Here is a 23891-nt window from a genome sequence, read left to right on the forward strand (position 1 = left end):
ACGTCATGTCCGAGATGAAAGCAAAGCTCCGTCCGTTCAAGGATTATCCCGCAAAGCATTTCCGCTGGCAGGTCGATGCGAACGGGCGCGTCGCGACCATCACGCTGAACCGGCCGGACAAGAAGAACCCGCTGACCTTCGAGTCCTACGAGGAGCTGCGCGATCTCTTCACCAACCTCAAATACGCCTCCGATGTCCGCGCCATCGTGCTGACCGGCGCCGAGGGCAATTTCTGCTCCGGCGGCGACGTGTTCGAGATCATCGAGCCGTTGACGCGGATGGCGATGCCGGACCTGCTCGCCTTCACCCGGATGACCGGCGAAGTGGTGCGGGCGATGCGCAAATGCCCGCAGATCATCGTGGCCGCGATCGACGGCATCTGCGCCGGGGCCGGTGCGATGCTGGCGCTGGCGTCCGACCTGCGGCTGGCGACGCCGCAAGCCAAGACCGCATTCCTGTTCACCCGCGTTGGCCTCGCCGGCGCCGACATGGGCGCGTGCGGGCTGCTGCCGCGCGTGATCGGGCAGGGCCATGCTGCCGATCTGCTCTACACCGGCCGCGCGATGAGCGCCAACGAAGGTTTTGCGTGGGGCTTTCACAACCGCCTGGTGCCGCCGGCGGAGCTTGCCGCCGCCGCGCAGGAACTGGCGCGCTCGCTTGCGGATGGACCGTGGTTCGCGCATGGCGTGACGAAGACGATGTTCAATCAGGAATGGGCGATGGGCGTCGACGAGATGATCGAGTCCGAAGCGCAGGCGCAGGCGATCTGCATGGTGACCGGTGATTTCCGCCGCGCCTTCGAGGCCTTTGCCGCCAAGCAGAAACCCGCCTTCGAGGGCAATTGAGATGATCGAGATCCTGCAACCGGAAGGATGGGCCAAGCCGATCGGCTACGCCAACGGCATGGCCGCGCGCGGCAAACAGATCTTCATCGCCGGCCAGATCGGCTGGAACGGGCAATGCGTGTTCGAGACTGATGATCTCGTCGCGCAGATCGGCCAGACCCTGCGCAACATCGTCGCGGTCGCCGCCGCCGGCGGGGCCGGGCCCGAGCACATCGTGTCGATGACCTGGTTCTTGCTCGACCGCAAGGAATATTCCGCGCGGCTGAAGGAGATCGGCGCGGTCTATCGCGACGTGATCGGCCGGCGGTTTCCGGCGATGACCGCGATCCAGGTTGCCGGACTGATCGAGGATCGCGCCAAGGTGGAAATCCAGGCCATCGCGGTGGTGCCGGATTAACGACGATGCTGGATTGTCAAACCCGTCATCCCCGCGCAAAGGCTCCGCCTTTGTCTCTGGAGGAGCCGCGAAGCGGCGTCTCGAAGGATGCACGGCCCGGCTGGTGGCCGTCGACCCTTCGAGACCCGCGTTCCGCGCTCCTCAGGGTGACGGGGATGGATGGGAGTGCGCTGAGCGACTGTTAATCCTAAGGCGAAACAGCGCGGATCGGCCAAGACCGGCGGCGACAAAGCAGCTTGCGGCCGGGCGAGGGGGGTGCGACCCTAGGCGAAAGTGTAAAAGCGTCCTGTTGTGAGTGGAGTAAGGGACGATGAAGGCGATTATCGTCGGAGGCGGAATCGGAGGCCTCACCACTGCGCTGATGCTGCGCTCGCGCGGTATCAGTTGCGAGCTGTACGAGCAATCGGAGACGATTCGCGAGCTCGGCGTCGGCATCAACACATTGCCGCATGCGATCCGCGAGCTGGCGGGGCTTGGCTTGCTCGACAAGCTCGACGAGGTCGCGATCCGCACCTATGAGCTGTTCTATCTGACGCGGCACGGCCAGCAGGTCTGGCACGAGAAGCGCGGGCTCGATGCCGGCCACGACGTGCCGCAATTCTCTGTTCATCGCGGCCGCCTGCAGGGCGTGATCCATCAGGCCGTGATCGACCGGCTTGGCGCCGATGCAATCCGCACCGGCTGCCGGCTCGGCTCCTTCACGCAGGACGAGGGCGGCGTCTCCGCGTATTTCTTCGATCGCAGCGGCAGCCATGTGCACACCGCGCGCGGCGATATCCTGATCGGCGCCGACGGCATTCACTCCAAGGTGCGGCAGACGTTGTTTCCGGATGAGGGCGGGCCGTGCTGGAACGGGCTGATGCTGTGGCGCGGCGCCACCGACTGGCCGGCCTTCCTGACCGGACGTTCGATGATCATCGCCGGCGGGTTGAACGCCAAGGCCGTGATCTATCCGATCGCGCCGGGATCGAGCCCGGCGAGCCGCCTCACCAATTGGGCGGTACTGGTGCGGATCGGCGACGGCTCCGCGCCGCCGCCGCGCCGCGAGGGCTGGTCCAATCTCGGCCGGCGCGACGAGATGATGCCCTACGTCACCAGCTTCACGATCCCGCAGGTCGACTTCGCCGGCCTGATCAACGCGACGCCGGAGTTCTGGGAGTATCCGTGCTGTGATCGCGATCCGCTGCCCTATTGGTCGAGTGGCCGCGTCACGCTGCTCGGCGACGCCGCGCATCCGATGTATCCAGTCGGCTCGAACGGCGCGTCGCAGGCCATTCTCGATGCGCGCTGCCTCGCCGACATGCTGGCGCGATCGGAGCATCCGCGCCAGGCGCTGGCCGGCTATGAGCGGCAGCGGCTGCCGATGACCGCCGACATCGTCGCCTCCAACCGCCGCGGCGGGCCGGAGGGCGTGATCGACGCCGTCGAGCAGCTCGCGCCGCAGGGCTTTACCGACGTCGACACGATCCTCAACTACGAGGCGCGCGAGGCGATCGTGCGTGGTTATGCCGCCAAGGCCGGCTTCGCCGCGCGCGTGGTGGCGCGGCAGTAAGTCCTTGAAGAAGGAGACGCCCGGCCGGCCATCTCCACATTGTCATTGCGAGGAGCGAAGCGACGAAGCAATCCATCGTTCCGCGATCGCTGAACCATGGATTGCTTCGCTTCGCTCGCAATGACGGAGGAATCCTACGCCGGGGGCGGCGGCAGGAAGTGGATGTTGTGCTCGGCGGCGAGCCGCACCACGTCGTCCGGGTTCTGCTCCTTCATGTTGTGGATCGCCCAGAACAGGTCATACAGCCTGCGCGTCGGCGACACCCAGAACAGCGTCTTGGCCAACTGCTGCGACTTGTTGAAGATGCCGTGCGGCTTGCCGGCCGGCAGGCGCACCAGATCGCCTGGCGTGGCGGATTCATCGGCGCCGTCGAGCATGAAGTCGAGCTTGCCCTCGAGGATGTAGAGATACTCGTCCTGATCGGGATGGATGTGCGGCGGAACGAAAGTACCCGGCGGGAAGGTGGCGTGCCAGGAGAAGGAGTGCTCGGTGCGGCTCTTCGGCACATAGGTCTGGCCGAGGATGCTCCAGGAAATGCCCTGGATGCCCTCATTGGCGCGGGTGATGCCGGCGATCTCGTCTTTCATGTTTGTAGTTCCTCGATGTTTCAATTTTGCGCGTTTTCTTCACGCGAACCGGTGTCCACTTCGCTTGAAAACGCTTTGTGAGCTACTTGGCCGCGCAGTCCTTGGCGTAGCGATCGCCATAATTCGAAAAGACCTTTTCGACGATCTCGGTCTGGAATTTGCCGTCCGGCCGCTTCGCGACCTTGGTGAGGTAGAAATCCTGGATCGGATAGCCGTTGTTGTTGAACTTGAAGTTACCGCGCAGCGAGGTGAAGTCGGCCTTCCTCAGCGCCGCCGCGACGGCGTCCTTGTTGGAGAGATCGCCCTTCACGGCCTTGACCGCGCTGTCGATCAACAGCGCTGCGTCATAGGCCTGCATGGCGTAGGTGCCGGGCACGCCCTTGTAGGCCGCCTCATAGGCCGCGACGAACTTCTTGCTCTGGGGATTGTCGAGATCAGGCGCCCAGTTCGCACCGCCGAACATGCCGACCGCTGCGTCCTGCTGTGCGGGCAGGGTGGATTCGTCGACGGTGAAGGCGGAGAGCACCGGCACGGTCGCGCCGGCCTGCTTGTACTGCTTCACGAGGTTGACGCCCATGCCGCCGGGCATGAAGGTGAACAGCGCGTCCGGCTTCAGCGAGGCGATCTTGGAGAGCTCGGGCTGGAAATCGAGCGTGTTCAGCGGCGTGTAGGATTCCTCGACGATCTCGCCTTTGTAGTCGAGCTTGAAACCGGCGACGGAATCGCGGCCGGCCTGATAGTTCGGCACCAGCAAATAGACCCGCTTGTAGCCGCGGTCCTGCGCCACCTTGCCGAGAACCTCGTGCACCTGGTCGTTCTGGTACGACGTCACGTAGAAGAACGGGTTGCACTCCTTGCCGGCGTAGCTGGAGGGGCCGGCATTCGGGCTGATCAGGAAGGTCTTGCTGTCGGTGACCGGGCGGTGGATCGCCTGCAGGATGTTGGAGAAGATCGGGCCGACCACGAAGTCGACCTTGTCGCGCTCGAGCAGGCCGCGCACCTTGACCACAGCACCGTCGGGCTTGAGTTCGTCGTCGGCGTTGACGATCTCGACCTCGCGACCGGCCATCTTGCCGCCGAGGTCCTTGATCGCGAGCGCAAAGCCGTCGCGGACCTGCTGGCCGAGCGCCGCAGCCGGGCCGGAGGTCGTCACCAGCACGCCGATCTTGATCTTCTCCTGTGCGCTCGCCGGTGTCACCGCGATACCCAGCAGCGCCGCCAACCCCATGAGCTTCGTCACTTGTTTCATGTCTCTCCCTCAACCACAGGCTTGATGTTTCGGCTTCAGCCCGTTTGGCCTCAGCTTAGTCCGACGCGCGCGACCGCTGCAAGCGATGTGGCATTTGCGTGAGGGCAAACGCCGCGCATCATACAGGTGCTGCACATGCAAGCGCCGCGCCAATTGCTTGAAGTTTAAAGAAATTGCAGGATCGGCCGGGCATGTCGGGCAGGATTCGCAATTGTCCTTGCGGCGCAGCGCGAATTGCTTGAAGCTCAAAGCAATCGGTCCGACCGAAACCCGGCGCGGAGGCACGATCGCCGCATGAACCTCGATTCCGAAACCAAAGCCGTCGAACTGCCCGACGATCATGGCACCGAGCTCAGGCTGTGGCTGCGTCTCTTGACCTGCACCACGCTGATCGAAGGCGAGGTGCGCAGCCAGCTGCGTGAGAAGTTCGACGTCACCCTGCCGCGCTTCGACCTGATGGCCCAGCTCGACAAGGTGTCCGACGGCATGACGCTGTCGGACCTGTCGAAGCGGATGATGGTGTCGAACGGCAACGTCACCGGGCTGGTCGAGCGGCTGGTCGAGTCCGGCCATCTCGATCGCCGCACCTCGGAGACCGACCGCCGCGTACAGTTCATCCGGCTGACCAAGCTCGGCCGCGCCGAGTTCCGCAAGATGGCGGCCGAGCACGAGAAATGGATCGCCGATATCTTCGGTGACCTGTCGCCGAAGGATATCCGCGAACTGATGCGGCTGCTCGCCAAGGCCAAGGGTTCGGCCCAGCGCTCCGCCAAGGCGAGGACCGCTTGAGCCGTGAGCGAGATAGATTACGAGGTCGAATACAACAACCGGGCACGGGTGCCGGAAAACCCGGCGCTGATGGCCGGCTGGGCGAGGGATTCCGCGGCCTATCGCGAGCAGCATCCGCCGCGTCGCCTGATCTATGGACCGGGCAGCCGCAACGTCATCGATCTCTTTGAGGGTAACAGCGACGGGCCGCTCGTTGTCTTCATCCATGGCGGCTATTGGCAGGCGCTCGACGGCTCGTCGTCGAGCCACTGTGCGCGGGGCCTCAACGGCCACGGCATCAGCGTCGCGGTGCCGAGCTACGACCTCTGCCCCAACGTCACGGTCGGCGACATCATCGTCGAAATGCGCGCGGCGTCACGCGAACTGGCGAAGCTCGGCCGGCCGCTGGTCATGTCGGGACACTCCGCAGGCGGGCATCTTGCCGCATGCATGCTCGCGACCGATTGGCCGGCCTACGATGCGTCGCTGCCGACGAATCTGGTCAGGGCTGCTTACGCGATCTCAGGCCTGTTCGAGCTCGAGCCGTTGGTCGGCACCTCCATCAACAAGGCGCTTGGCCTTGACCGCGACGCAGCAAGGGCGGCGAGCCCGCTGCTCTGGAAAGCGCCCGCAGGCGCGACGCTCGATGCGGTGGTCGGCGGCAATGAAAGCGCCGAATATCACCGGCAGAGCCGGACCATCGCCGATGTCTGGGGCAAAGCGGGCGTGGCGACGCGGTTCGGCACCGTGCCCAATGCCAATCATTTCACCGCGATCGCACCGCTTGCCGACCCGGACTCGGCGATGGTCGCGCGGCTGAAGCAGCTCACGCAGATCTGAGGTTTGCAGGACCGCGCCATTTCCACGCGATTTCCACCCTTGCGCCAAATTATTTTAAGTATAAAATGATTGGCGATTGGAACGCTGCCGGGCGTCCTCGATACTGGTCTTCTCGATGTTGATCTTGGCCTTTCTGGATGGAAAGCGAGGGGCAATCGAATGTCAGGTGAACTTCCCGGGCTCGGCCCATCCGGGCATGTCGACGATTTCGCGCGGCGCAACCTGCCGCCGTTGGCGCAGTGGCCGCAGCTGCTGCTCGACCGGCCCGAATTCAGCTATCCCGATTATCTCAACGCCGCGGTCGAACTGACCGACCGCATCGTCGAGCAGGGCATGGGCGATCGCATCGCGCTGATCGGGAACGGCCGCCAGCGCACCTACAAGGAGTTGACCGACTGGTCGAACCGCCTGGCGCATGCGCTGGTGGAGAATTACGGTGTCAAGCCCGGCAATCGGGTCCTGATCCGCTCGGGCAACAATCCGGCGCTGGTCGCGGCCTGGCTCGCGGCGACCAAGGCCGGCGCTGTCGTCGTCAACACCATGCCGATGCTGCGCGCCGGCGAGCTGGCCAAGATCGTCGACAAGGCCGAGATTGCGCTGGCGCTGACCGACAGCCGTATCGCGGATGAGCTGGTGGCCTGCGCCAAGACCAGCAAATTCCTCAAGCAGGTGGTCAATTTCGACGGCACGCAAAACCACGATGCCGAGCTCGACCGGATCGCGCTGAACAAGCCGGTCAAGTTCGATGCGGTGAAGACCGGCCGCGACGACGTTGCGCTGCTCGGCTTCACGTCGGGCACGACAGGCGAACCCAAGGCGACGATGCACTTTCACCGCGACCTCCTGATCGTGGCGGACGGCTATGCCAGGGAGGTGCTCAAGGTGACGCCGGACGACGTGTTCGTCGGCTCGCCGCCGCTCGCGTTTACATTCGGCCTTGGCGGGCTCGCGATCTTCCCGCTGCGCTTCGGCGCCACCGCGACGTTGCTTGAGAATGCGGCGCCGAGCGAGATGATCCGGATCATCGAGACCTACAGGGCGACGATCTGCTTCACGGCGCCGACCGCCTATCGGGCGATGATGGCCGCGATGGACAACGGCGCCGATCTGTCGTCGCTGCGGCTCGCGGTCTCGGCCGGCGAGACGCTGCCGGCGCCGGTGTTCGAGAGCTGGACGAAGAGGACCGGTAAGCCGATCCTCGACGGCATCGGCAGCACCGAGCTGCTGCACATCTTCATCACGAACCGCACCGGCAGCGCCGTCGCCGGAACTACGGGCACGCCCGTCACCGGCTACGAGGCGAAGATCGTCGACGAAGACATGAACGAATTGCCGCCGGGCCAGGTCGGCAAGCTGGCGGTTCGCGGCCCAACCGGCTGCCGTTATCTCGCCGACTCCCGGCAGACCAAATATGTCCGCGACGGCTGGAACATCACGGGCGATGCCTTCGTCAGCGATGAGAATGGCCGGCTGTCATTCGTGGCGCGCGCCGACGACATGATCATTTCCGCGGGCTACAACATCGCCGGTCCCGAGGTCGAGGCGGCGCTGCTCGGGCATCCCGATGTCGCGGAATGCGCGGTGATCGGCGCACCCGACGAGGAGCGGGGGCAGATCGTCTCGGCCTTCATCGTGCTGAAGCAGGGCGCGCGCAACGACGATGGCGAGGTCAAGGCGTTGCAGGATCACGTCAAGGCGACGATCGCGCCGTACAAATACCCCCGCGCGATCGCTTTTGTCGAAGCGCTGCCGAAGACCCAGACCGGGAAGATCCAGCGCTTCAAGCTGCGCGAGGCAAGTTAGGGGAGGGCGACGGCCTGCGGCCGCCGCCCGAGAGATCAATGCGCTGCGCCGCCGCCGGCGACATTCTTCGGCTTGCCGGTCAGCACGATCGCGATCGCGGCAAGCACCAGCACCACGCCGATCACCGCGAAAGCATCACTGAAGCCGAGCACCAGCGCCTGGCGCTTCACAATGTTGCCGATCGCCACGATCGCCTGGTTGTGTGCGGTTGCGGGGTCCGAGATGCCGTGGCTGAGGAAGTAGTTGGTGACCTCGGCGATCCGGGTACGCACTTCCTCGCGGCCCAGATGCACGGACTGGCCGATGATGTTGGAGTGGAACTGCTCGCGCTTGGTGACGATGGTGCTGAGCAACGCGGTGCCGATCGCGCCGCCGAGGTTACGCATCATGTTGGAGATGCCGGAGGCCGCCGGCGCATCCTGCGGCGCAACGCTGCCGAGGCTGACGGCTGACAGCGGTGCCAGCATGATCGCCTGGCCGACCGCACGGACGATATTCGGGACGAAGAACTGGTCGCCGGAGTAATCGAGCGACATCTGTATGTTCATGAAGGATGAGACCGCGAACAGGATCATGCCGGTGAAGGCGATGAAGCGCGCGTCGAAGCGCTGCATCAGCTTCGGTACCAGCGGGATCAGGATCAGCTGCGGCAGGCCGGTCCAGGCCAGCACCTGGCCGATCTGCTCGGCATTGTAGCGCTGCACCTGGCCGAGATAGGCCGGCAGCAGGTAGACCGAACCGAACAGCGCGAAGCCGACGAACACCGCCGAGATGGTGCCGAAGCCGAAGCTCCGTTGGGTCAGGAGGCGCAGCCGGAGCAACGGTTTCTCGACCACGAGCTCGATCCAGACGAACAGGGTCAGGCTGACGACGGCGATCACCGCAAGCTTGACGATGAAGGGCGAGCCGAACCAGTCGTCCTTGTTGCCCTCCTCGAGCACAGCCTGCAGCGACGCGAGGCCAATCGCCATCGTGATGATGCCGAGCCAGTCGCCCTCGCGCAGCAGATGCAGCTGCATCGGCTGACGTTCCAGCGTGAGATAGAGGGTGACGACCATGACGGCGGTCGGAACCACGTTGACGAAGAAGATGGTCTGCCAGCCGTAATTCTCGGTCAGGTAGCCGCCGATGGTCGGGCCGATCGCCGGGGCAAACGTCACGGCGAGCGCGAACATCGCAAGGCCGATCGGCTGTTGCACCTTCGGCAGCTTGGTGAAGACAAGCGTGAAGGCCATCGGGATCAGCACGCCGCCGAAGAAGCCCTGCAGGCCGCGCATCGCGATCATCGAGGGCAGGTCGTGGGTGAAGGCACAGGCGACCGAGAAGATCGCAAACAGGGTGGCGAAGCCAATGATGATCTTGCGGAACGAGAACACCCGGCTGAGAAAGTCGGTCAGCGGGATCACCACGATCTCGCCGATCAGGTAGGACGTCGAGATCCAGGAGCCGTTGTCGACGCCGGTGCCGATGCCGCCCTCGATGTTGAGCAGCGAGGCGTTGGTGATCTGGATGTTGAGGATCGCCATGAAGGCGCCGATCATCGCGGCGACGATGGAGATCCAGACGGCCATGCTGGCGCGGTTGGGGTCGACTGCTGCGGCTACCGCGCGGGGCGCAGCAGCCGGGGAAGAGAGCGCGAGGTCGGACATGACATCACCTATTTGAAAGAGGCGACAGCGAGCTTGGGAGAGGCGCTGGAGCGCGGAGTTTCCTCGGCGGGATGCGACAGCGTCGCGATGGACGGGATCACCGACATGCCCGGCCGCAGGTCGACATTGGTTGCGTCGAGCACGATCTTCACCGGGATGCGCTGCACCACTTTGGTGAAGTTGCCGGTGGCGTTGTCCGGCGGCAGCAGCGCGAACTCCTGGCCGCTGGCGGGCGCGAGGCTGTCGACATGGCCGCGCACGACCTGACCGGGGAACATGTCGACTTCGATCTCGACCGGCTGGCCCTTCCGGACATTGGTGAGCTGCGTCTCCTTGTAATTCGCGATCACGTAGGCGCCGGTGGCCGGCACCAGCGACATCAGTTGCGTGCCGGCCTGGACGAACTGGCCGGTGCGCAGGGTGCGGTTGCCGACGACGCCGTCGATCGGCGCGGTGATGGTGGTGTAGCCGAGATTGAGTTCGGCTTGATTTTGCAGGGCGGTAGCCCGTCCCAACGCCGCAACCGCCTGGGCGATCTCGGCCTTGAGCAGTTCGACCTGGCGTTCTGCAGAGGCGAGGTTTGCGGTGTCGCGGGCGATGGCGGCCTGCGCGCTGGCGTAGCGCGACTGCGCCTGCTGCGCATTCTGCACGCTGCCGTAGCCGGTGCCAGCGAGGTCGGTGTAGCGCTTGTTCTCCTGCTCGGCGAAGGTCTGCGTCGCGGTATCCACCGCAAGCGTCGCGCGCGCCGCCTCGATCACCGAGTGCTGCACGTCGAGCTGGGCGCGTTTGCTGGTGATCGCAGCTTCAGCGGCAGCGACGTCAGCCTTCGACTGATCAAGCGCGACCTTGAAATCGCGCTCGTCGATCCGCGCCAGGATCTGGCCGGCGCGTACATGTTCATTGTCGCCGACCAGCACCGCGCTGAGATAGCCTGACACTTTCGGTGCGATCGTGGTGTTGTCGGCCTTCACATAGGCGTCGTCGGTCGAGACCTGAAAGCGGCCGACCGTCCAGTAATCCCAGCCATACCAGGCGCCGCCCGCGAGCAGGGCGAGGGCTGCGCCGGTCATGAGCAGGCGGCGAAGCTTGCCCTTGGCTGCGGGCGGCTTGGCCGCCTCCGGATTTGCGATCAACTGCTTGGCGGTCTCGGCCGGAACCTGGCTCTCGGCCTTGAAGGACGTTTCGTGCTGGCTCATGGCAGGTGCTCCTGATCGTTCTATCCCTCTGGGAAACCGTACGAATTCGGATTTCGGCGACCCGGGATAATTAGGAAACTTGATGTTTTCCAAAATAGAGCCCATATTGGGACTGTCAATAGAATGACAGTCATCATCTAAAAGCATGGCTCGCGGATGAACCGGAATGGCAAAGACCAGACAGAGCAGACCGCGCCGGCGCCGGAACGGCGCGGGCGCGGGCGGCCGCAGCTTCGTTCCGACGACGAGACGCGTGCGCTCATCTATGAGGCGGCGCGGCGTGAGTTCTCGGAGCGCGGCTTCGCCGCGGCCAGCATCGCCGACGTCGCCTGCCGCGCCGGCGTTTCCACCAAGACGCTCTATCGTTTGATCCCGACCAAGCTGGCGCTGTTCGAAGGCATGGTGACCGACCGGGTGGACCGGTTCGTGTCCATCGTGAATCTCGGCGCCTGCGATGGCCGCAACGTTGCGGCGGCCCTGGAGGCCGCGCTGCTGACCTGCGCCGAGCTCATTCTCGATGCCGAGGTCATCGCGCTGCAGCGGATCATCCTGGCCGAGAGCGACAAATTCCCTGACATCGCCGAGACGTTCTATGAAAAGGCCATGCAGCGCTCGATCGCCGCGCTGGCGAATTGGCTGGGCGTACAGCAGCGGCGAGGGCGGATCGTGCTCGATGACACCGAAGCCGCAGCCGGCATGCTGCTCGGCATGTTCGTGTTCAAGCCGCAGCGTGACGTCATGTTCGGCCACAAGCCGGTGCCGGCGCGCAGCGAGATCGAAGCGCGCGCCAAGGCCTGTGCTGCGCTTTTCCTGTCCGGATGCGCCGTGCCGGCCGACCAGACCAACAAGCAGAGCGGAGGCGCGTGATGCCGGAGCCGGCCGCGACCGTCGAAGCGCAGATCGCGCGCGACGACCAGGCCAAATGCGAGGATGTGCTGACGTGCTGGATGGCGGCGCTCAATCGCTATGATGCGTCCGCGATGGACGCACTGATGCACTTCCCGCATGTGCGGATCGCCGGCGGCGTGGTCACCGTCTATCAGCAGCCCGGCAACAATCCGATGGACTTGTTCGAGCGGCTGCGCAAGCAGGACGGCTGGCATCACAGCGCCTGGAACGAGACCAAGCTCGTGCAGTCCTCACCGGCCAAGGCGCATTACGCCGTCCGCTATGCGCGCTACCGCGAGGACGGATCGCTGATCGGGGTCTACGATTCCCTCTATGTGCTGAGCCTGCTCGGCGGCGCCTGGAAGATCCAGAGCCGCTCGAGCTTCGGTCCCTGAGCAAGCCGCGCTACAAGTCGCGCTACTTGGCCGCCACCGCCGATGCGGGAGGCTGGGTCAGCACCTGCCGGATCATCCGGGCGAGATCGGCCTTGCGATAAGGCTTGGGCAATAGCGTCACGTCCGGGTCGAGACGGCCGTGATGGATGATCGCGTCCTCGGTATAGCCCGAGGTGAAGAGCACGCGCACCGAGGGCAGCTTGGCGATCACAGCGTCGGCCACCTGCCGGCCGTTCATGCCGCCGGACATGATGACGTCGGTGAACAGCACGTCGCAGACGAAGCCCTTCTCGACCGCAGCCAATGCTTCCGGACCGTTGGCGGTAACCATCGTGTGGTAGCCGAGCTGCTCCAACTGGGCGGCGACGTAATTGCGGACCAGCGGATCGTCCTCGACGACCAGGATGGATTCGTGGCCGCCACGCGTGTCGACCGGTGCGGGCGGCTCGACGTCGACCATGTCGCCCATGCTGCGCGGCAGATAGAGCTTGATCGACGTGCCGTGGCCTTCTTCGGAATAAATCTTGAGGTGCCCGTTGGACTGCTTGATGAAGCCGTACACCATGCTGAGCCCGAGGCCGGTACCTTTACCGGTATCCTTGGTGGTGAAGAATGGTTCGAACACCTTGTCGCGGATTGCCGCGGGGATGCCGCCGCCGGTGTCGCTGACCGCGACCATTACATATTCGCCGGCCCGCACATCGGGGTTGGCCGCGGCATAAACCTCGTCGAGGATGACGTTGCTGGTCTCCAGCATCAGCTTGCCACCATCGGGCATCGCATCGCGGGCATTGACGGCGAGATTGAGCAGCGCGGTCGCCATGTGGTTGGGGTCGATGAAGGCGGGCCAGGCGTCGGCCTCGAGCGCGGTATCGATTTCGAATTGCTCGCCGAGCGACGGGCGCAGCAGCCGCGCGGTGTCCTGCACCAGCGTGTTGAGGTTGGCTTCACGCGGTTGCAGCGGCTGCTGGCGCGAGAAGGCCAGCAGATGCTTGGTCACCTCGGCGCCGCGGAAGGCGGCATCGCTGATCATCTTGGTGACGGACGACAGCGCGGCGTCGTGCTCGACGGCTTCGGCGAGGATGTCGATCAGGCCGGTGATGACGGTCAGGATGTTGTTGAAGTCGTGCGCGATGCCGCCGGTGAGATGCCCGACGGCCTCCATCTTCTGCACCTGGCGCAGCTTCTGCTCGGCCTCGAGCTGCTCCCGCGCGGCCTCGACCTCGCGGGCGCGCATGAAGATTTCGGCTTCCATCTGCTCGGTGCGCTCGCGCAGCCGGTCGGTCAGCTTGTCCTGCTCGGCGCCGCGCTGCTTCAGCTGAATGAAGCTGGTGACGTCTTCCACCCGATGGATGATGTAGCTGAACTGTCCGCTCGGCCCGAACACCGGCGTATTGCGCGGGCTCCAGTAGCGCTCCTCGAATCCGCCGCCTTCTGACTCCGGCTTGCGGATATCGTATTTCTGTACCGACATCGTGTCGGGGCGACGGAACTGGACCACACGTTCCAGCGAGGCGCGCAGGTTGCGCACCCCGTCGGCGGCCGGATCGTCCGGATTATCCGGAAATACGTCGAACAGCCCGCGCCCAAGGATCGCGGCGCGCTCGGTCTTGGTGGCGCGCAGATAGGCGTCGGTTACTGCCACGATGCGGAAGTCAGGCTGCGTCAGCACCAGATAGAGGCCGGGCGCCGCCTCGAATAACGCCTTGAAGTCAGGCATCGGCGGGGACTGGTTCTGCAGTTCATCCTCCCTCGCAGGGATACGGTCCGCACGTGACCGCAACCAAGATGTGGCACGCGTTCGTGGGAACTTCAATGCTTAACATACGGCGTTAACTCGATTTTCTCGATCGAACGGGCCTTCCGGCGGCGCGCGGCTAGCGCGAATTCGGCAGATAGCGCCAGCCCTCCTTGCCCAGGAAGTCCAGCATGGCCTGCGCGGGCGGCAGCAGGATCTTGTCGGTGCGCCTGATTGCGTGCCATTGCCGGACGATCGGCAGGCCCTTCACCTTGAGCACCACCAGCCGGCCATCCTCCAGCTCATGGAACACCGTGTGCTGGGAAATGAAGGCGATGCCGAGCCCGGCCATCACAGCCTGCTTGATGGTCTCGTTGCTGTCCATCGCCATGCCGAGCTTCGGCTCCAGTCCGACCCGCTCGAAATATTGCTGCATCAGCATCCGCGTGCCTGATCCCTGCTCGCGGGTGATGAAGGTTTCATTGGCGAGCTCCGATGTCGCGACGTGCCGCCGCCGCGCCAGCCGATGATCGGGCGCGGCGATGATGAAGTGCGGATGCCGGCCGAGCGGCTTCATCTCGACCTCGACATCGGCCGGCGGCCGGCCCATCACGGCGATATCGAGATCGTAGCCGCGCAGCGCGTCGCGGATCTCCTCGCGGTTGCCGATCCTGAGCGTGACCTCGATCTTGGGAAAGCGCCGCGAGAACGCCGCGATCGCGAATGGCACGAAGTATTTCGCGGTCGAGACTGCGCCCATCGCGACGCGGCCGCCGCTGCGGCCCGCGATCATGTCGAGCGACTGCTCGCAGTCCTTCAGCGCTGCCTCGATCCGCTCGATGAGCGCCAGAACATGCGCGCCGGCATCGGTCAGCGCCATGCCGTCGCCGGTGCGCTGGATCAGCGGCAATCCCGCGAGCGCCTGCAGGTTGCGGAGCTGCAGCGTCACCGCCGGCTGCGTCAGGTTCAGCTGGTTGGCCGCCGACGTGATCGATCCGGCTCCGTGCACGGCCGACAGCGCGCGCAGCTGGCGGATGGTGAGGTCCCGCGAGAAGTTCCCGGCCATCACAAGCTCCATAAGAAATACTTTGCCCAGACCAAAGATAATAAAATTTCCCTAATTATGCAATTCGCGCGTTGATACGGCGAAGGCGACTCCCCTGAGGTCGCCTCTCGACACCTCGGGACAGAGGGCGCGATCAAAGGGAGAGGCCGGTGGAGATTCGTCCTGCATTGCATGCCCATCTGGAGTGGCCGACGCAGCACAACCCGTTGCGCGCCGCGACCGTTGCGGTGATCGAAGCCCTTGCCGGCGCCGCGATCGAGCTCTCGCGCATCATCGCCGCCGGCCCGCTCGCCGGCATCGGCGGCGAGAGCGGTGGAATCAATCCCGACGGCGATCGTCAGAAGACCATCGACATCGTCGCCGATAGCCTGATGCGCGAGGCGTTGCGCACCGCGCCGGTCGCCGCGGTGCTCTCGGAGGAGGTCGAGCTGCCAGAGACGCTCGATCCCGATGCGCCGCTCTGTGTCGCGATCGATCCGCTCGACGGATCGGCCAATCTCGAGAACAACATCTCGATCGGCACGATCTTCTCGATCCGGCCGAAGGGCAACGACATCCTCTCGACCTTCTTCGAGCCCGGCACGGCGCAATGTGCCGCAGGCTGCTTCATCTACGGTCCGCAGACCGTGCTGGTGCTGGCGCTCGACCAGTGCGTCGACTGCTTCACGCTCGACCCGCGAACCGGCGAATTCGTCCTGACCGCGCGCGACCTGCGGGTGCCGCAGGATGCGTCGGAGTTCGCCATCAACGCCTCGAACCGGCGGCACTGGAGCGGCCCGGTGCGCAACTACATCGACGACTGCCTTGCCGGCGTGAACGGCGAGCGCGGCCAGGACTTCAACATGCGCTGGATCGGCTCGCTGGTGGCCGAGGCCTACCGCATCCTGATGCGCGGCGGCGTGTTCCTGTATCCGGCAGATGCGCGCCAGGGCTACCGTGAAGGCCGGCTGCGCCTGCTGTATGAGGCGCATCCGATCGCACTGATCATGGAATGGGCTGGCGGCGCCGCCTCGAGCGGCCGGTCACGCATCCTCGAACTTTCGGCACGTACGCCGCATCAGCGCGTGCCGCTGATCATGGGATCGGCCCGCGCCGTGCGCGACGTCGATGCGATCCACCTGACCGTCGAGCCGTTGTTCGAGAGCAGCGATGCCCCGCTGTTCGCGCGGCGCGGCCTGTTCCGCTGAAGGGGGGAGCGCATGTCTCGTCGACATCCCATCATCTCGATCACAGGCTCGTCGGGCGCCGGCACCACTTCGGTGAAGAAGACCTTCGAGAACATCTTCCGCCGCGAGAATGTGGTCGCGGCCTATATCGAGGGCGACGCCTTCCACCGCTACGACCGCGCCGAGATGCGCAGCCAGATGCTGGATAGGGCCGAGCGCGGCGACAAGCATTTCAGCCATTTCAGCCCCGAGACCAATCTCTTCGAGGAGCTGGAGAAGCTGTTCAGCGACTATGCCGAGACCGGCACCGGCACGACACGGCACTATGTGCACGACGAGGAGGAATCGCGGCTCTACGGCGCCAAGCCCGGCACCTTCACCGCGTGGGAAGCGTTGCCGGAGAATTCCGACCTCTTGTTCTACGAGGGCCTGCACGGCGCCGTGGTCACCGACAAGGTGAACGTCGCGCAACACTCCGACCTCAAGATCGGGGTCGTGCCTGTCATCAACCTCGAATGGATCCAGAAGCTGCATCGCGATCGCAGCCATCGCGGTTACTCCACCGAGGCGGTGACCGACACCATCCTGCGCCGCATGCCCGACTACGTGAACTACATCTGCCCGCAATTCAGCGAGACCGACATCAACTTCCAGCGCGTGCCGACGGTCGACACGTCGAACCCGTTCATCGCGCGCTGGATCCCGACGCCGGACGAATCGATGGTCGTGATCCGGTTGAAGAACCCGCGCGGCATCGATTTTCCCTACCTGCTCTCGATGATCCCGAACAGCTTCATGTCGCGCGCCAATTCGATCGTGATTCATGGCGCCAAGCTCGACCTCGCGATGCAGCTCATCCTGACCCCGCTGATCCTGCAACTGATCGAACGAAAGAGGCGAACGATATGACCGCACTTGCGTCCGTTGCCAGCCGGCCCGACGTCAGCCATGACGAGATGGCCAACGCCATCCGCTTCCTCGCCATCGACGCGGTGGAGCAGGCGAAGTCCGGCCATCCCGGCATGCCGATGGGCATGGCCGATGTCGCGACCGTGCTGTTCACCGACTTCCTGAAGTTCGATCCGGCCGACCCGGCCTGGCCCGACCGCGACCGCTTCGTGCTGTCGGCAGGGCACGGCTCGATGCTGCTCTATGCGCTGCTCTATCTGACGGGCTACGAGAGCATGACGCTCGATCAGCTCAAGGCCTTCCGGCAATGGGGATCGCAAACCCCTGGACATCCCGAGTATGGGCATACGCCGGGTGTCGAGACCACGACCGGGCCGCTCGGGCAGGGGATCGCGACCGCGGTCGGCATGGCGCTCGCCGAGCGCTTGATGAACGCGCGCTTCGGCGACGATCTCGTCGATCACTACACCTATGTGATCGCCGGCGATGGCTGCCTGATGGAAGGCCTCAGCCATGAGGCGATCTCGCTCGCCGGCCATTTGCGGCTGAACCGGCTGATCGTGCTGTTTGACGACAACCAGATCTCGATCGACGGCGCCACCTCGCTGTCCTGTTCGGACGACCAGACGGCGCGGTTTGCGGCCAGCGGCTGGAACGTCTGCCGTATCGACGGCCACGATCCGCAGGCAATCTCTGCCGCGATCAGGCAGGCGCGGTCGAGCGATCGTCCGTCGCTGATCGCCTGCCGCACGGTGATCGGGTTCGGTGCGCCGAACCGGCAGGGCAGCGAGAAGGTGCATGGCGCACCGCTCGGCGCCGATGAGGTGGCGAAGACCCGCAGTGCGCTGCGCTGGCCGTATCCGGCGTTCGAAATCCCCGATGCGGTGCTGGCCGAGTGGCGCGAGCTCGGCGGCCGCGGCCGTGACGCACGGCGGGCCTGGATCGAGCGCTCGCGCAGCGCCTGCAATGGCGACAAAGGCGAGCGCTCTCCGTTCCACGATGCGCTGAACCGGAAACTGCCCTGCGCCTATGCCGAGGCGATGGCCAGGCTTGTCGGGCGGTTTGCCACCGAGCGGCCGAAGCTCGCTACGCGGCAGGCCTCGCAGCAGGTCATCGACGTAATCGCCGAAGCGTTGCCCAATCTCCTTGGTGGCTCGGCCGACCTCACGCACTCCAATCTCACGCTGGCGAAGTCGCAGGTCTCGGTGCGGCCGGAAACGCTTGATGGCAGCTACATCCACTACGGTATCCGCGAGCATGGCATGGCGGCTGCGATGAACGGCATCGCCCTGCATGGCGGGTTCATTCCCTATGGCGGCACCTTCCTCAGCTTCGCCGATTACAGTCGGCCGGCGATCCGGCTTGCAGCATTGATGGGCATCCGCGTCATCCATGTGATGACCCATGATTCGATCGGGCTTGGCGAAGACGGGCCGACGCATCAGCCGGTTGAGCATCTCGCGGCGCTGCGGGCGATCCCGAATGTGCTGGTGTTCCGTCCGGCCGATGCGGTCGAGACGGCGGAAGCCTGGGACTGTGCGCTGAAGGCAGAGACCTCGCCGTCGATCCTTTGCCTGTCGCGCCAAGCGCTGCCGACGGTTCGCGACGGCAGCAAGGACAACCAGGTCGCGCTCGGCGCCTACGTTCTCGTCGAGCCGGCCTTCGGGCGTGACGTCACCCTGATTGCAACGGGTTCGGAGGTGTCGATCGCGCTCGAAGCCGCAAAGCTGCTGGCGGAAGAAGGGGTACAGGCCGCGGTCGTCTCGGCCCCGTGCTTCGACCTGTTCCGCCAGCAGCCGCGCGACTATCGCGCCCAGGTGCTGGGCAGCGTCCCGCGCGTCGGCGTGGAAGCGGCCGTCGAGGGTGACTGGGCCCGCTGGCTCGGCGACGACGGCGTATTCGTCGGCATGGCCGGCTTCGGCGCGTCGGCGCCGGCGGACGTGCTCTACCGCGAATTCGGCATCACGCCGGCGGCGATCGCAGCTGCAGCAAAACAGCTCATGCAACGAGCGAATTGAAAGGAGGACGCCACCATGGCGCGGATAACACTGAGGCAATTGCTGGACCACGCCGCCGAACGCGGCTACGGCGTGCCGGCCTTCAACATCAACAACATGGAGCAGGGCCTCGCCATCATGGAGGCGGCGGCGGCCTGCGATGCGCCGGTCATCATCCAGGCTTCGCGCGGCGCGCGTTCCTATGCCAACGACATCATGCTGGCGAAGATGATCGACGCGCTGGAGGAGATGTATCCGCAGATCCCGCTCTGCCTGCATCTCGATCACGGCAACGAAGAGGCCACCTGCGCCACCGCGATCCGCTACGGCTTCACCTCGGTCATGATGGACGGCTCGCTCAAGGCCGACGCCAAGACCGCGGCCGATTACGACTACAACGTCGATATCACCCGCCGGGTCGTCGACATGGCGCACTGGGTCGGCGCGTCGGTCGAAGGCGAGCTCGGCGTGCTTGGTTCGCTCGAGCACGGCGGCGGCGAGCAGGAGGACGGTCACGGCGTCGAAGGCAAGCTGAGCCATGATCAGCTGCTCACCGACCCGGACCAGGCGGTCGATTTCGTTCGCGCCACCAAGGTCGATGCGCTCGCGATCGCGATGGGCACCTCGCACGGCGCCTACAAGTTCACGCGCCGCCCCGACGGCGAGATCCTGGCGATGCGCGTGGTCGAGGAGATCCATACGCGGCTGCCGAACACGCATCTGGTCATGCACGGCTCGTCCTCGGTGCCGCAGCCGTTGCAGGACATGTTCAACCAGTTCGGCGGCGAGATGCCACAGACCTGGGGCGTGCCGGTCGAGGAGATCGTCCGCGGCATCAAGCACGGCGTGCGCAAGGTCAACATCGACACCGATTGCCGCCTCGCGATGGCCGCCGCCTTCCGCAAGGTCGCCGTGCAGTCGAAGAGCGAGTTCGATCCGCGCAAATTCCTCAAGCCTGCGATGGATGCGCTGCGCGAACTCTGCCGTGACCGCTTCGAGCAATTCGGCACGGCCGGCAATGCCGCCCGGATCAAGGTGGTTGCGCTGCCGGAGATGGCCCGACGCTATCGCGCCGGCGCGCTCGATCCGCAGATTGGAAAGATCACCCAGGCCGCCTGAGCAAATGGCAGCGAACGACAGGAGATTTCGATGAACATACAGCAGTCGATCACGGTGCGCGGCAAGGATCGCTACAAGTCCGGCGTGATGGAATACAAGCGGATGGGCTATTGGGAGCCGAACTATGAGCCCAAGGACACCGACGTCATCGCCTTGTTTCGCGTCACGCCGCAGGACGGCGTCGATCCGACCGAAGCCTGCGCGGCGGTGGCGGGCGAATCCTCGACTGCGACCTGGACCGTGGTGTGGACCGATCGGCTGACCGCCGCGGAGAAATACCGGGCCAAGTGCTATCGCGTTGATCCGGTGCCGAACTCGCCGGGCAGCTACTTCGCCTATATCGCCTATGATCTCGACCTGTTCGAGCCGGGCTCGATCTCGAACCTGACTGCCTCGATCATCGGCAACGTGTTCGGCTTCAAGCCGCTGAAGGCGCTGCGGCTGGAGGACATGCGGCTGCCGACCGCCTATGTGAAGACATTCCAGGGCCCGGCGACCGGCATCGTGGTGGAGCGCGAGCGGCTCGACAAGTTCGGCCGTCCCTTGCTCGGCGCCACCGTGAAGCCGAAGCTCGGCCTGTCCGGCCGCAACTACGGCCGCGTCGTCTATGAAGCGTTGAAGGGCGGGCTCGACTTCACCAAGGACGACGAGAACATCAATTCGCAGCCCTTCATGCACTGGCGCGAGCGCTTCCTGTACTGCATGGAGGCGGTCAACCGCGCGCAGGCCGCGACCGGCGAAATCAAGGGCACCTATCTCAACGTCACCGCGGCGACCATGGAGGACATGTACGAGCGCGCCGAGTTCGCCCATGAGCTCGGCTCCAACATCGTCATGATCGATCTCGTGATCGGCTACACGGCGATCCAGTCGATGGCGAAGTGGGCACGCAGGAACAACATGATCCTGCATCTGCATCGCGCCGGCCATTCGACCTACACCAGGCAGCGCAGCCACGGCGTCTCGTTCCGCGTGATTGCGAAGTGGATGCGGCTCGCCGGTGTCGACCACATCCATGCCGGCACGGTGGTCGGCAAGCTCGAAGGCGACCCCAACACCACGCGCGGCTACTACGACATCTGCCGTGAGGACTTCAATCCGATGCAGCTCGAGCACGGCGTGTTCTTCGACCAGAACTGGGCGAGCCTCAACAAGCTGATGCCGGTGGCCTCCGGCGGCATTCATGCCGGCCAGATGCACCAGTTGCTCGATCTGCTCGGGGAGGACGTCGTGCTGCAGTTCGGCGGCGGCACGATCGGTCATCCCCGCGGCATCCAGGCCGGCGCCACCGCCAACCGCGTCGCGCTGGAAGCCATGATCCTCGCCCGCAACGAGGGGCGCGACTACGTCCATGAAGGACCGGAGATCCTGGCGAAGGCGGCGCAGACCTGCACGCCACTGCGCGAGGCGCTCGATGTCTGGAAGGACGTCACCTTCAACTACGAGTCGACCGACGCCCCCGATTTCGTTCCCACGCCGAGCATGGCGGTCTGACAGGAGTTTCTCATGCGCGTGACCCAAGGTTGCTTCTCTTTCCTGCCCGATCTCACCGATGAGCAGATCGCCGCACAGGTGCAATACTGCCTCGACAAGGGCTGGGCAGTGAACATCGAGTTCACCGACGATCCGCACCCCCGCAACACCTATTGGGACATGTGGGGCCTGCCGATGTTCGACTTGCGCGATGCGGCGGGCATCATGAAGGAGCTCGCCGATTGTCGGCAGGTCTATGGCGACCGCTACATCAGGATCTCCGGTTTCGATTCCAGTCCCGGCTGGGAGTCGGTTCGCATCTCCTTCATCGTCAACCGGCCGCCCGAGGAGCCGGGCTTCCGGCTCGATCGCCAGGAGGCTGCCGGACGCAACCTCCGTTACGCGACCCATTCCTATGCGGCGACGCGCCCCGAGGGCGAACGCTACACCGATCGTTGACCGCGTCCGGCTGGCAAGCCAGGCGGGTTGCTCCCTCGACCGTCTGGTCCGGATGCACTTCTCCGTCGTCGCCGCAGCGGCGACGGAGCTTTTCTCGAAGCGAGAGGATGATGACCCAAGCGCAAGAACAGATCCGCGAGACGCCGCCCGAGACCATCGACCTCCGGCATGAATTCGCTGACCTCGGCATCGGTGACGTGCTTGACCAGCTCGATTCCGAATTGATCGGCCTCAAGCCGGTGAAGACCCGCATCCGGGAGATCGCATCGCTGTTGCTGGTCGAACGCATCAGGCAGAAAATGGCGCTGGCGACGACATTCCCGACCCTGCACATGTCGTTCACCGGCAATCCCGGCACCGGCAAGACCACGGTCGCACTCAGGATGGCCGGCATCCTGCACAAGCTCGGCTTCGTCCGCCGCGGTCACGTCATCAGCGTCACGCGCGATGACCTTGTCGGGCAATATATCGGCCACACCGCGCCGAAGACCAAAGAGATATTGAAGAAGGCGATGGGCGGCGTGCTGTTCATCGACGAGGCGTATTACCTGTACCGCCCCGAGAACGAGCGCGACTATGGACAGGAGGCGATCGAGATCCTGCTGCAGATCATGGAGCAGCAGCGCGAGGATCTGGTCGTGATCCTGGCTGGCTACGGCGACCGCATGGAGAAGTTCTTCCAGAGCAATCCGGGGTTCCGCTCGCGCATCGCGCATCACATCGACTTCCCGGACTATTCGGACGGCGAGCTGCTCTGGATCGCCGAACTGATGTTGCAGCAGCAGAATTATCGTTTTTCCCCGGAAGCACGCGAGGCCTTTACCCGGTACATCGGCATTCGCAAGGAACAGCCGCTGTTCTCCAATGCGCGCTCGATCCGCAACGCGCTCGACCGCATCCGGCTGCGCCAGGCCAACCGGATCGTGGCCAAGCTCGACCGCACGCTCACGGCTGACGACGTGATGTCGATCGAGGCCGGCGACGTGCTTGCCAGCCGCGTGTTCGCGAAAGGGGCGGGTGCGGCGGGCGAGGGACGATGAACCAGGCGCTCGCAGCGATCCGGGCCGCCGGGATGCGCGATATCATTGCGGGGGCGCGCGCCTTGATCTTCGATGTCGACGGCACGCTCGCCGAAACCGAGGAAGTGCATCGCCGTGCCTTCAATGAGGCGTTCGCCGAGGCCGGCCTCGATTGGTTCTGGGACCAGGTCACCTACGCGCGGCTGCTCCGGGTCGCCGGAGGCAAGGAGCGCATCCGGGCGTTCGACCAGCGCAACGCGGTTCCGTCGCTGACATTCGCCGACATCGCCGACCTGCACGGCATCAAGACTGCGCGCTACGCCGCGTTGATTGCGGCGGGCGGCTGCCCGTTGCGGCCGGGCGTGAGGGCCTGGCTCGCCGGCGCGCGCAGCCGCGGCCAGCGCCTGGCGATCGCCACGACGACATCGCATGGCAATATCGATGCCCTGCTGTCGGTCGCGTTGGGGCTGGACTGGGCCGATCTGTTCGAGGCGATCGTTGCCGGCGACGACGTGCCGCGGAAGAAGCCGGCACCCGATGTTTACATCGAGGTGCTGGCTCGGCTCGGGCTCGGACCTTCGGGTTGCATCGCGGTGGAGGATTCCGGTAACGGCCTCGCCGCCGCGGCGCAGGCCGGCGTCCCCGTGGTCATTACCCGCAGCACCTATTTCAGCGACGACGATTTCACCGGCGCGTTGCTGGTTGTTGACGATCTCTCTGACATCGACGCCTGAAGGCCGCTGCCACCGCCGCGCGGCAGTTCGATTAATTTATTC

General features: G+C 64.9%; 22 protein-coding genes. 16 read left to right on the top strand and 6 right to left on the bottom strand.

Features of this window, described 5'->3' with window-relative positions; translation table 11 throughout:
• Positions 1 to 5 precede the first annotated feature (5 nt).
• The 3 genes from Q0030_RS14130 (at position 6) to Q0030_RS14140 (ending at position 2794) form a co-directional block, all read left to right on the top strand.
• Positions 6 to 845, top strand: coding sequence for an enoyl-CoA hydratase family protein (locus Q0030_RS14130; protein ID WP_298367768.1), 840 nt, complete (start codon positions 6 to 8; stop codon positions 843 to 845).
• Between the two features lies 1 nt (position 846).
• Entirely contained in the window at positions 847 to 1242 is a 396-nt protein-coding gene (locus tag Q0030_RS14135; RefSeq protein ID WP_050405073.1) for a RidA family protein, read from the top strand.
• A 310-nt stretch (positions 1243 to 1552) separates the two neighbouring features.
• Positions 1553 to 2794, top strand: a complete 1242-nt coding sequence (locus Q0030_RS14140; RefSeq protein WP_298367773.1) for a flavin-dependent oxidoreductase — start codon at positions 1553 to 1555, stop codon at positions 2792 to 2794.
• A 134-nt stretch (positions 2795 to 2928) separates the two neighbouring features.
• Here Q0030_RS14140 and Q0030_RS14145 read toward each other — a convergent pair whose 3' ends face one another.
• Together Q0030_RS14145 and Q0030_RS14150 are read right to left on the bottom strand one after the other, a co-directional pair.
• A complete protein-coding gene (locus Q0030_RS14145; RefSeq protein ID WP_298367776.1) occupies positions 2929 to 3381 on the bottom strand; it encodes a cupin domain-containing protein in 453 nt (150 codons plus the stop codon).
• Between the two features lie 82 nt (positions 3382 to 3463).
• On the bottom strand, positions 3464 to 4630 hold the full coding sequence (locus Q0030_RS14150) for an ABC transporter substrate-binding protein (protein ID WP_298367779.1): 1167 nt from the start codon (positions 4628 to 4630) through the stop codon (positions 3464 to 3466).
• A gap of 294 nt (positions 4631 to 4924) precedes the next feature.
• On the opposite strand from Q0030_RS14150, the gene Q0030_RS14155 reads away from it, so the two are divergent.
• From Q0030_RS14155 to Q0030_RS14165, 3 genes are all read left to right on the top strand, one after another.
• Entirely contained in the window at positions 4925 to 5419 is a 495-nt protein-coding gene (locus Q0030_RS14155) for a MarR family transcriptional regulator (protein ID WP_097670770.1), read from the top strand.
• A gap of 3 nt (positions 5420 to 5422) precedes the next feature.
• Positions 5423 to 6238 (top strand): alpha/beta hydrolase, encoded by an 816-nt coding sequence (locus Q0030_RS14160; RefSeq protein WP_298367783.1) that lies wholly within the window; start codon positions 5423 to 5425, stop codon positions 6236 to 6238.
• 159 nt (positions 6239 to 6397) lie between these two features.
• Positions 6398 to 8041 carry a benzoate-CoA ligase family protein gene (locus tag Q0030_RS14165; RefSeq protein ID WP_298367786.1) on the top strand — a complete coding sequence of 548 codons (1644 nt, stop codon included), beginning with the start codon at positions 6398 to 6400 and terminating at the stop codon, positions 8039 to 8041.
• A gap of 35 nt (positions 8042 to 8076) precedes the next feature.
• On the opposite strand, the gene Q0030_RS14170 is transcribed toward Q0030_RS14165, so the two are convergent.
• Positions 8077 to 9612: a DHA2 family efflux MFS transporter permease subunit gene (locus tag Q0030_RS14170; protein WP_298368046.1), complete on the bottom strand. Its 1536-nt coding sequence runs from the start codon at positions 9610 to 9612 to the stop codon at positions 8077 to 8079.
• Positions 9613 to 9698: 86 nt separating this feature from the next.
• Complete coding sequence (locus Q0030_RS14175; RefSeq protein WP_298367789.1) at positions 9699 to 10886, bottom strand: HlyD family secretion protein; 1188 nt, start codon at positions 10884 to 10886, stop codon at positions 9699 to 9701.
• A 156-nt stretch (positions 10887 to 11042) separates the two neighbouring features.
• Here Q0030_RS14175 and Q0030_RS14180 point away from each other — a divergent pair, with 156 nt between their 5' ends.
• Positions 11043 to 11753, top strand: coding sequence for a TetR/AcrR family transcriptional regulator (locus Q0030_RS14180; RefSeq protein WP_298367791.1), 711 nt, complete (start codon positions 11043 to 11045; stop codon positions 11751 to 11753).
• On the top strand, positions 11753 to 12169 hold the full coding sequence (locus Q0030_RS14185) for a hypothetical protein (protein WP_298367793.1): 417 nt from the start codon (positions 11753 to 11755) through the stop codon (positions 12167 to 12169). The genes Q0030_RS14180 and Q0030_RS14185 overlap by 1 nt, the downstream gene beginning before the upstream one ends.
• 22 nt (positions 12170 to 12191) lie before the next feature.
• On the opposite strand, the gene Q0030_RS14190 is transcribed toward Q0030_RS14185, so the two are convergent.
• Positions 12192 to 13889, bottom strand: coding sequence for an ATP-binding protein (locus Q0030_RS14190; protein ID WP_298367796.1), 1698 nt, complete (start codon positions 13887 to 13889; stop codon positions 12192 to 12194).
• Positions 13890 to 14046: 157 nt separating this feature from the next.
• The gene (locus Q0030_RS14195; RefSeq protein WP_173641924.1) at positions 14047 to 14973 is read right to left on the bottom strand and encodes a LysR family transcriptional regulator; all 927 of its coding nucleotides are present in this window, start codon (positions 14971 to 14973) and stop codon (positions 14047 to 14049) included.
• Positions 14974 to 15140: 167 nt separating this feature from the next.
• Here Q0030_RS14195 and Q0030_RS14200 point away from each other — a divergent pair, with 167 nt between their 5' ends.
• From Q0030_RS14200 to Q0030_RS14235, 8 genes are all read left to right on the top strand, one after another.
• A complete protein-coding gene (locus tag Q0030_RS14200; protein WP_298368049.1) occupies positions 15141 to 16160 on the top strand; it encodes a class 1 fructose-bisphosphatase in 1020 nt (339 codons plus the stop codon).
• A 12-nt stretch (positions 16161 to 16172) separates the two neighbouring features.
• Positions 16173 to 17048 (top strand): phosphoribulokinase, encoded by an 876-nt coding sequence (locus tag Q0030_RS14205; protein ID WP_298367803.1) that lies wholly within the window; start codon positions 16173 to 16175, stop codon positions 17046 to 17048.
• Positions 17045 to 19066 (top strand): transketolase, encoded by a 2022-nt coding sequence (tkt, locus tag Q0030_RS14210; RefSeq protein WP_298367806.1) that lies wholly within the window; start codon positions 17045 to 17047, stop codon positions 19064 to 19066. The genes Q0030_RS14205 and tkt overlap by 4 nt, the downstream gene beginning before the upstream one ends.
• Before the next feature lie 15 nt (positions 19067 to 19081).
• Positions 19082 to 20164, top strand: coding sequence for a class II fructose-bisphosphate aldolase (gene fba / locus Q0030_RS14215; RefSeq protein ID WP_298367808.1), 1083 nt, complete (start codon positions 19082 to 19084; stop codon positions 20162 to 20164).
• 30 nt (positions 20165 to 20194) lie between these two features.
• Positions 20195 to 21658: a form I ribulose bisphosphate carboxylase large subunit gene (locus tag Q0030_RS14220; protein WP_097670781.1), complete on the top strand. Its 1464-nt coding sequence runs from the start codon at positions 20195 to 20197 to the stop codon at positions 21656 to 21658.
• A 12-nt stretch (positions 21659 to 21670) separates the two neighbouring features.
• Positions 21671 to 22096 (top strand): ribulose bisphosphate carboxylase small subunit, encoded by a 426-nt coding sequence (locus Q0030_RS14225; RefSeq protein ID WP_298367811.1) that lies wholly within the window; start codon positions 21671 to 21673, stop codon positions 22094 to 22096.
• A gap of 110 nt (positions 22097 to 22206) precedes the next feature.
• Entirely contained in the window at positions 22207 to 23136 is a 930-nt protein-coding gene (gene cbbX, locus Q0030_RS14230) for a CbbX protein (protein ID WP_298367814.1), read from the top strand.
• Complete coding sequence (locus Q0030_RS14235) at positions 23133 to 23849, top strand: HAD family hydrolase (protein WP_298367817.1); 717 nt, start codon at positions 23133 to 23135, stop codon at positions 23847 to 23849. The genes cbbX and Q0030_RS14235 overlap by 4 nt, the downstream gene beginning before the upstream one ends.
• The last annotated feature ends 42 nt before the right edge of the window (positions 23850 to 23891 follow it).

The organism is uncultured Bradyrhizobium sp. (assembly GCF_947648125.1).
In the GTDB taxonomy this organism is placed as follows: domain Bacteria; phylum Pseudomonadota; class Alphaproteobacteria; order Rhizobiales; family Xanthobacteraceae; genus Bradyrhizobium.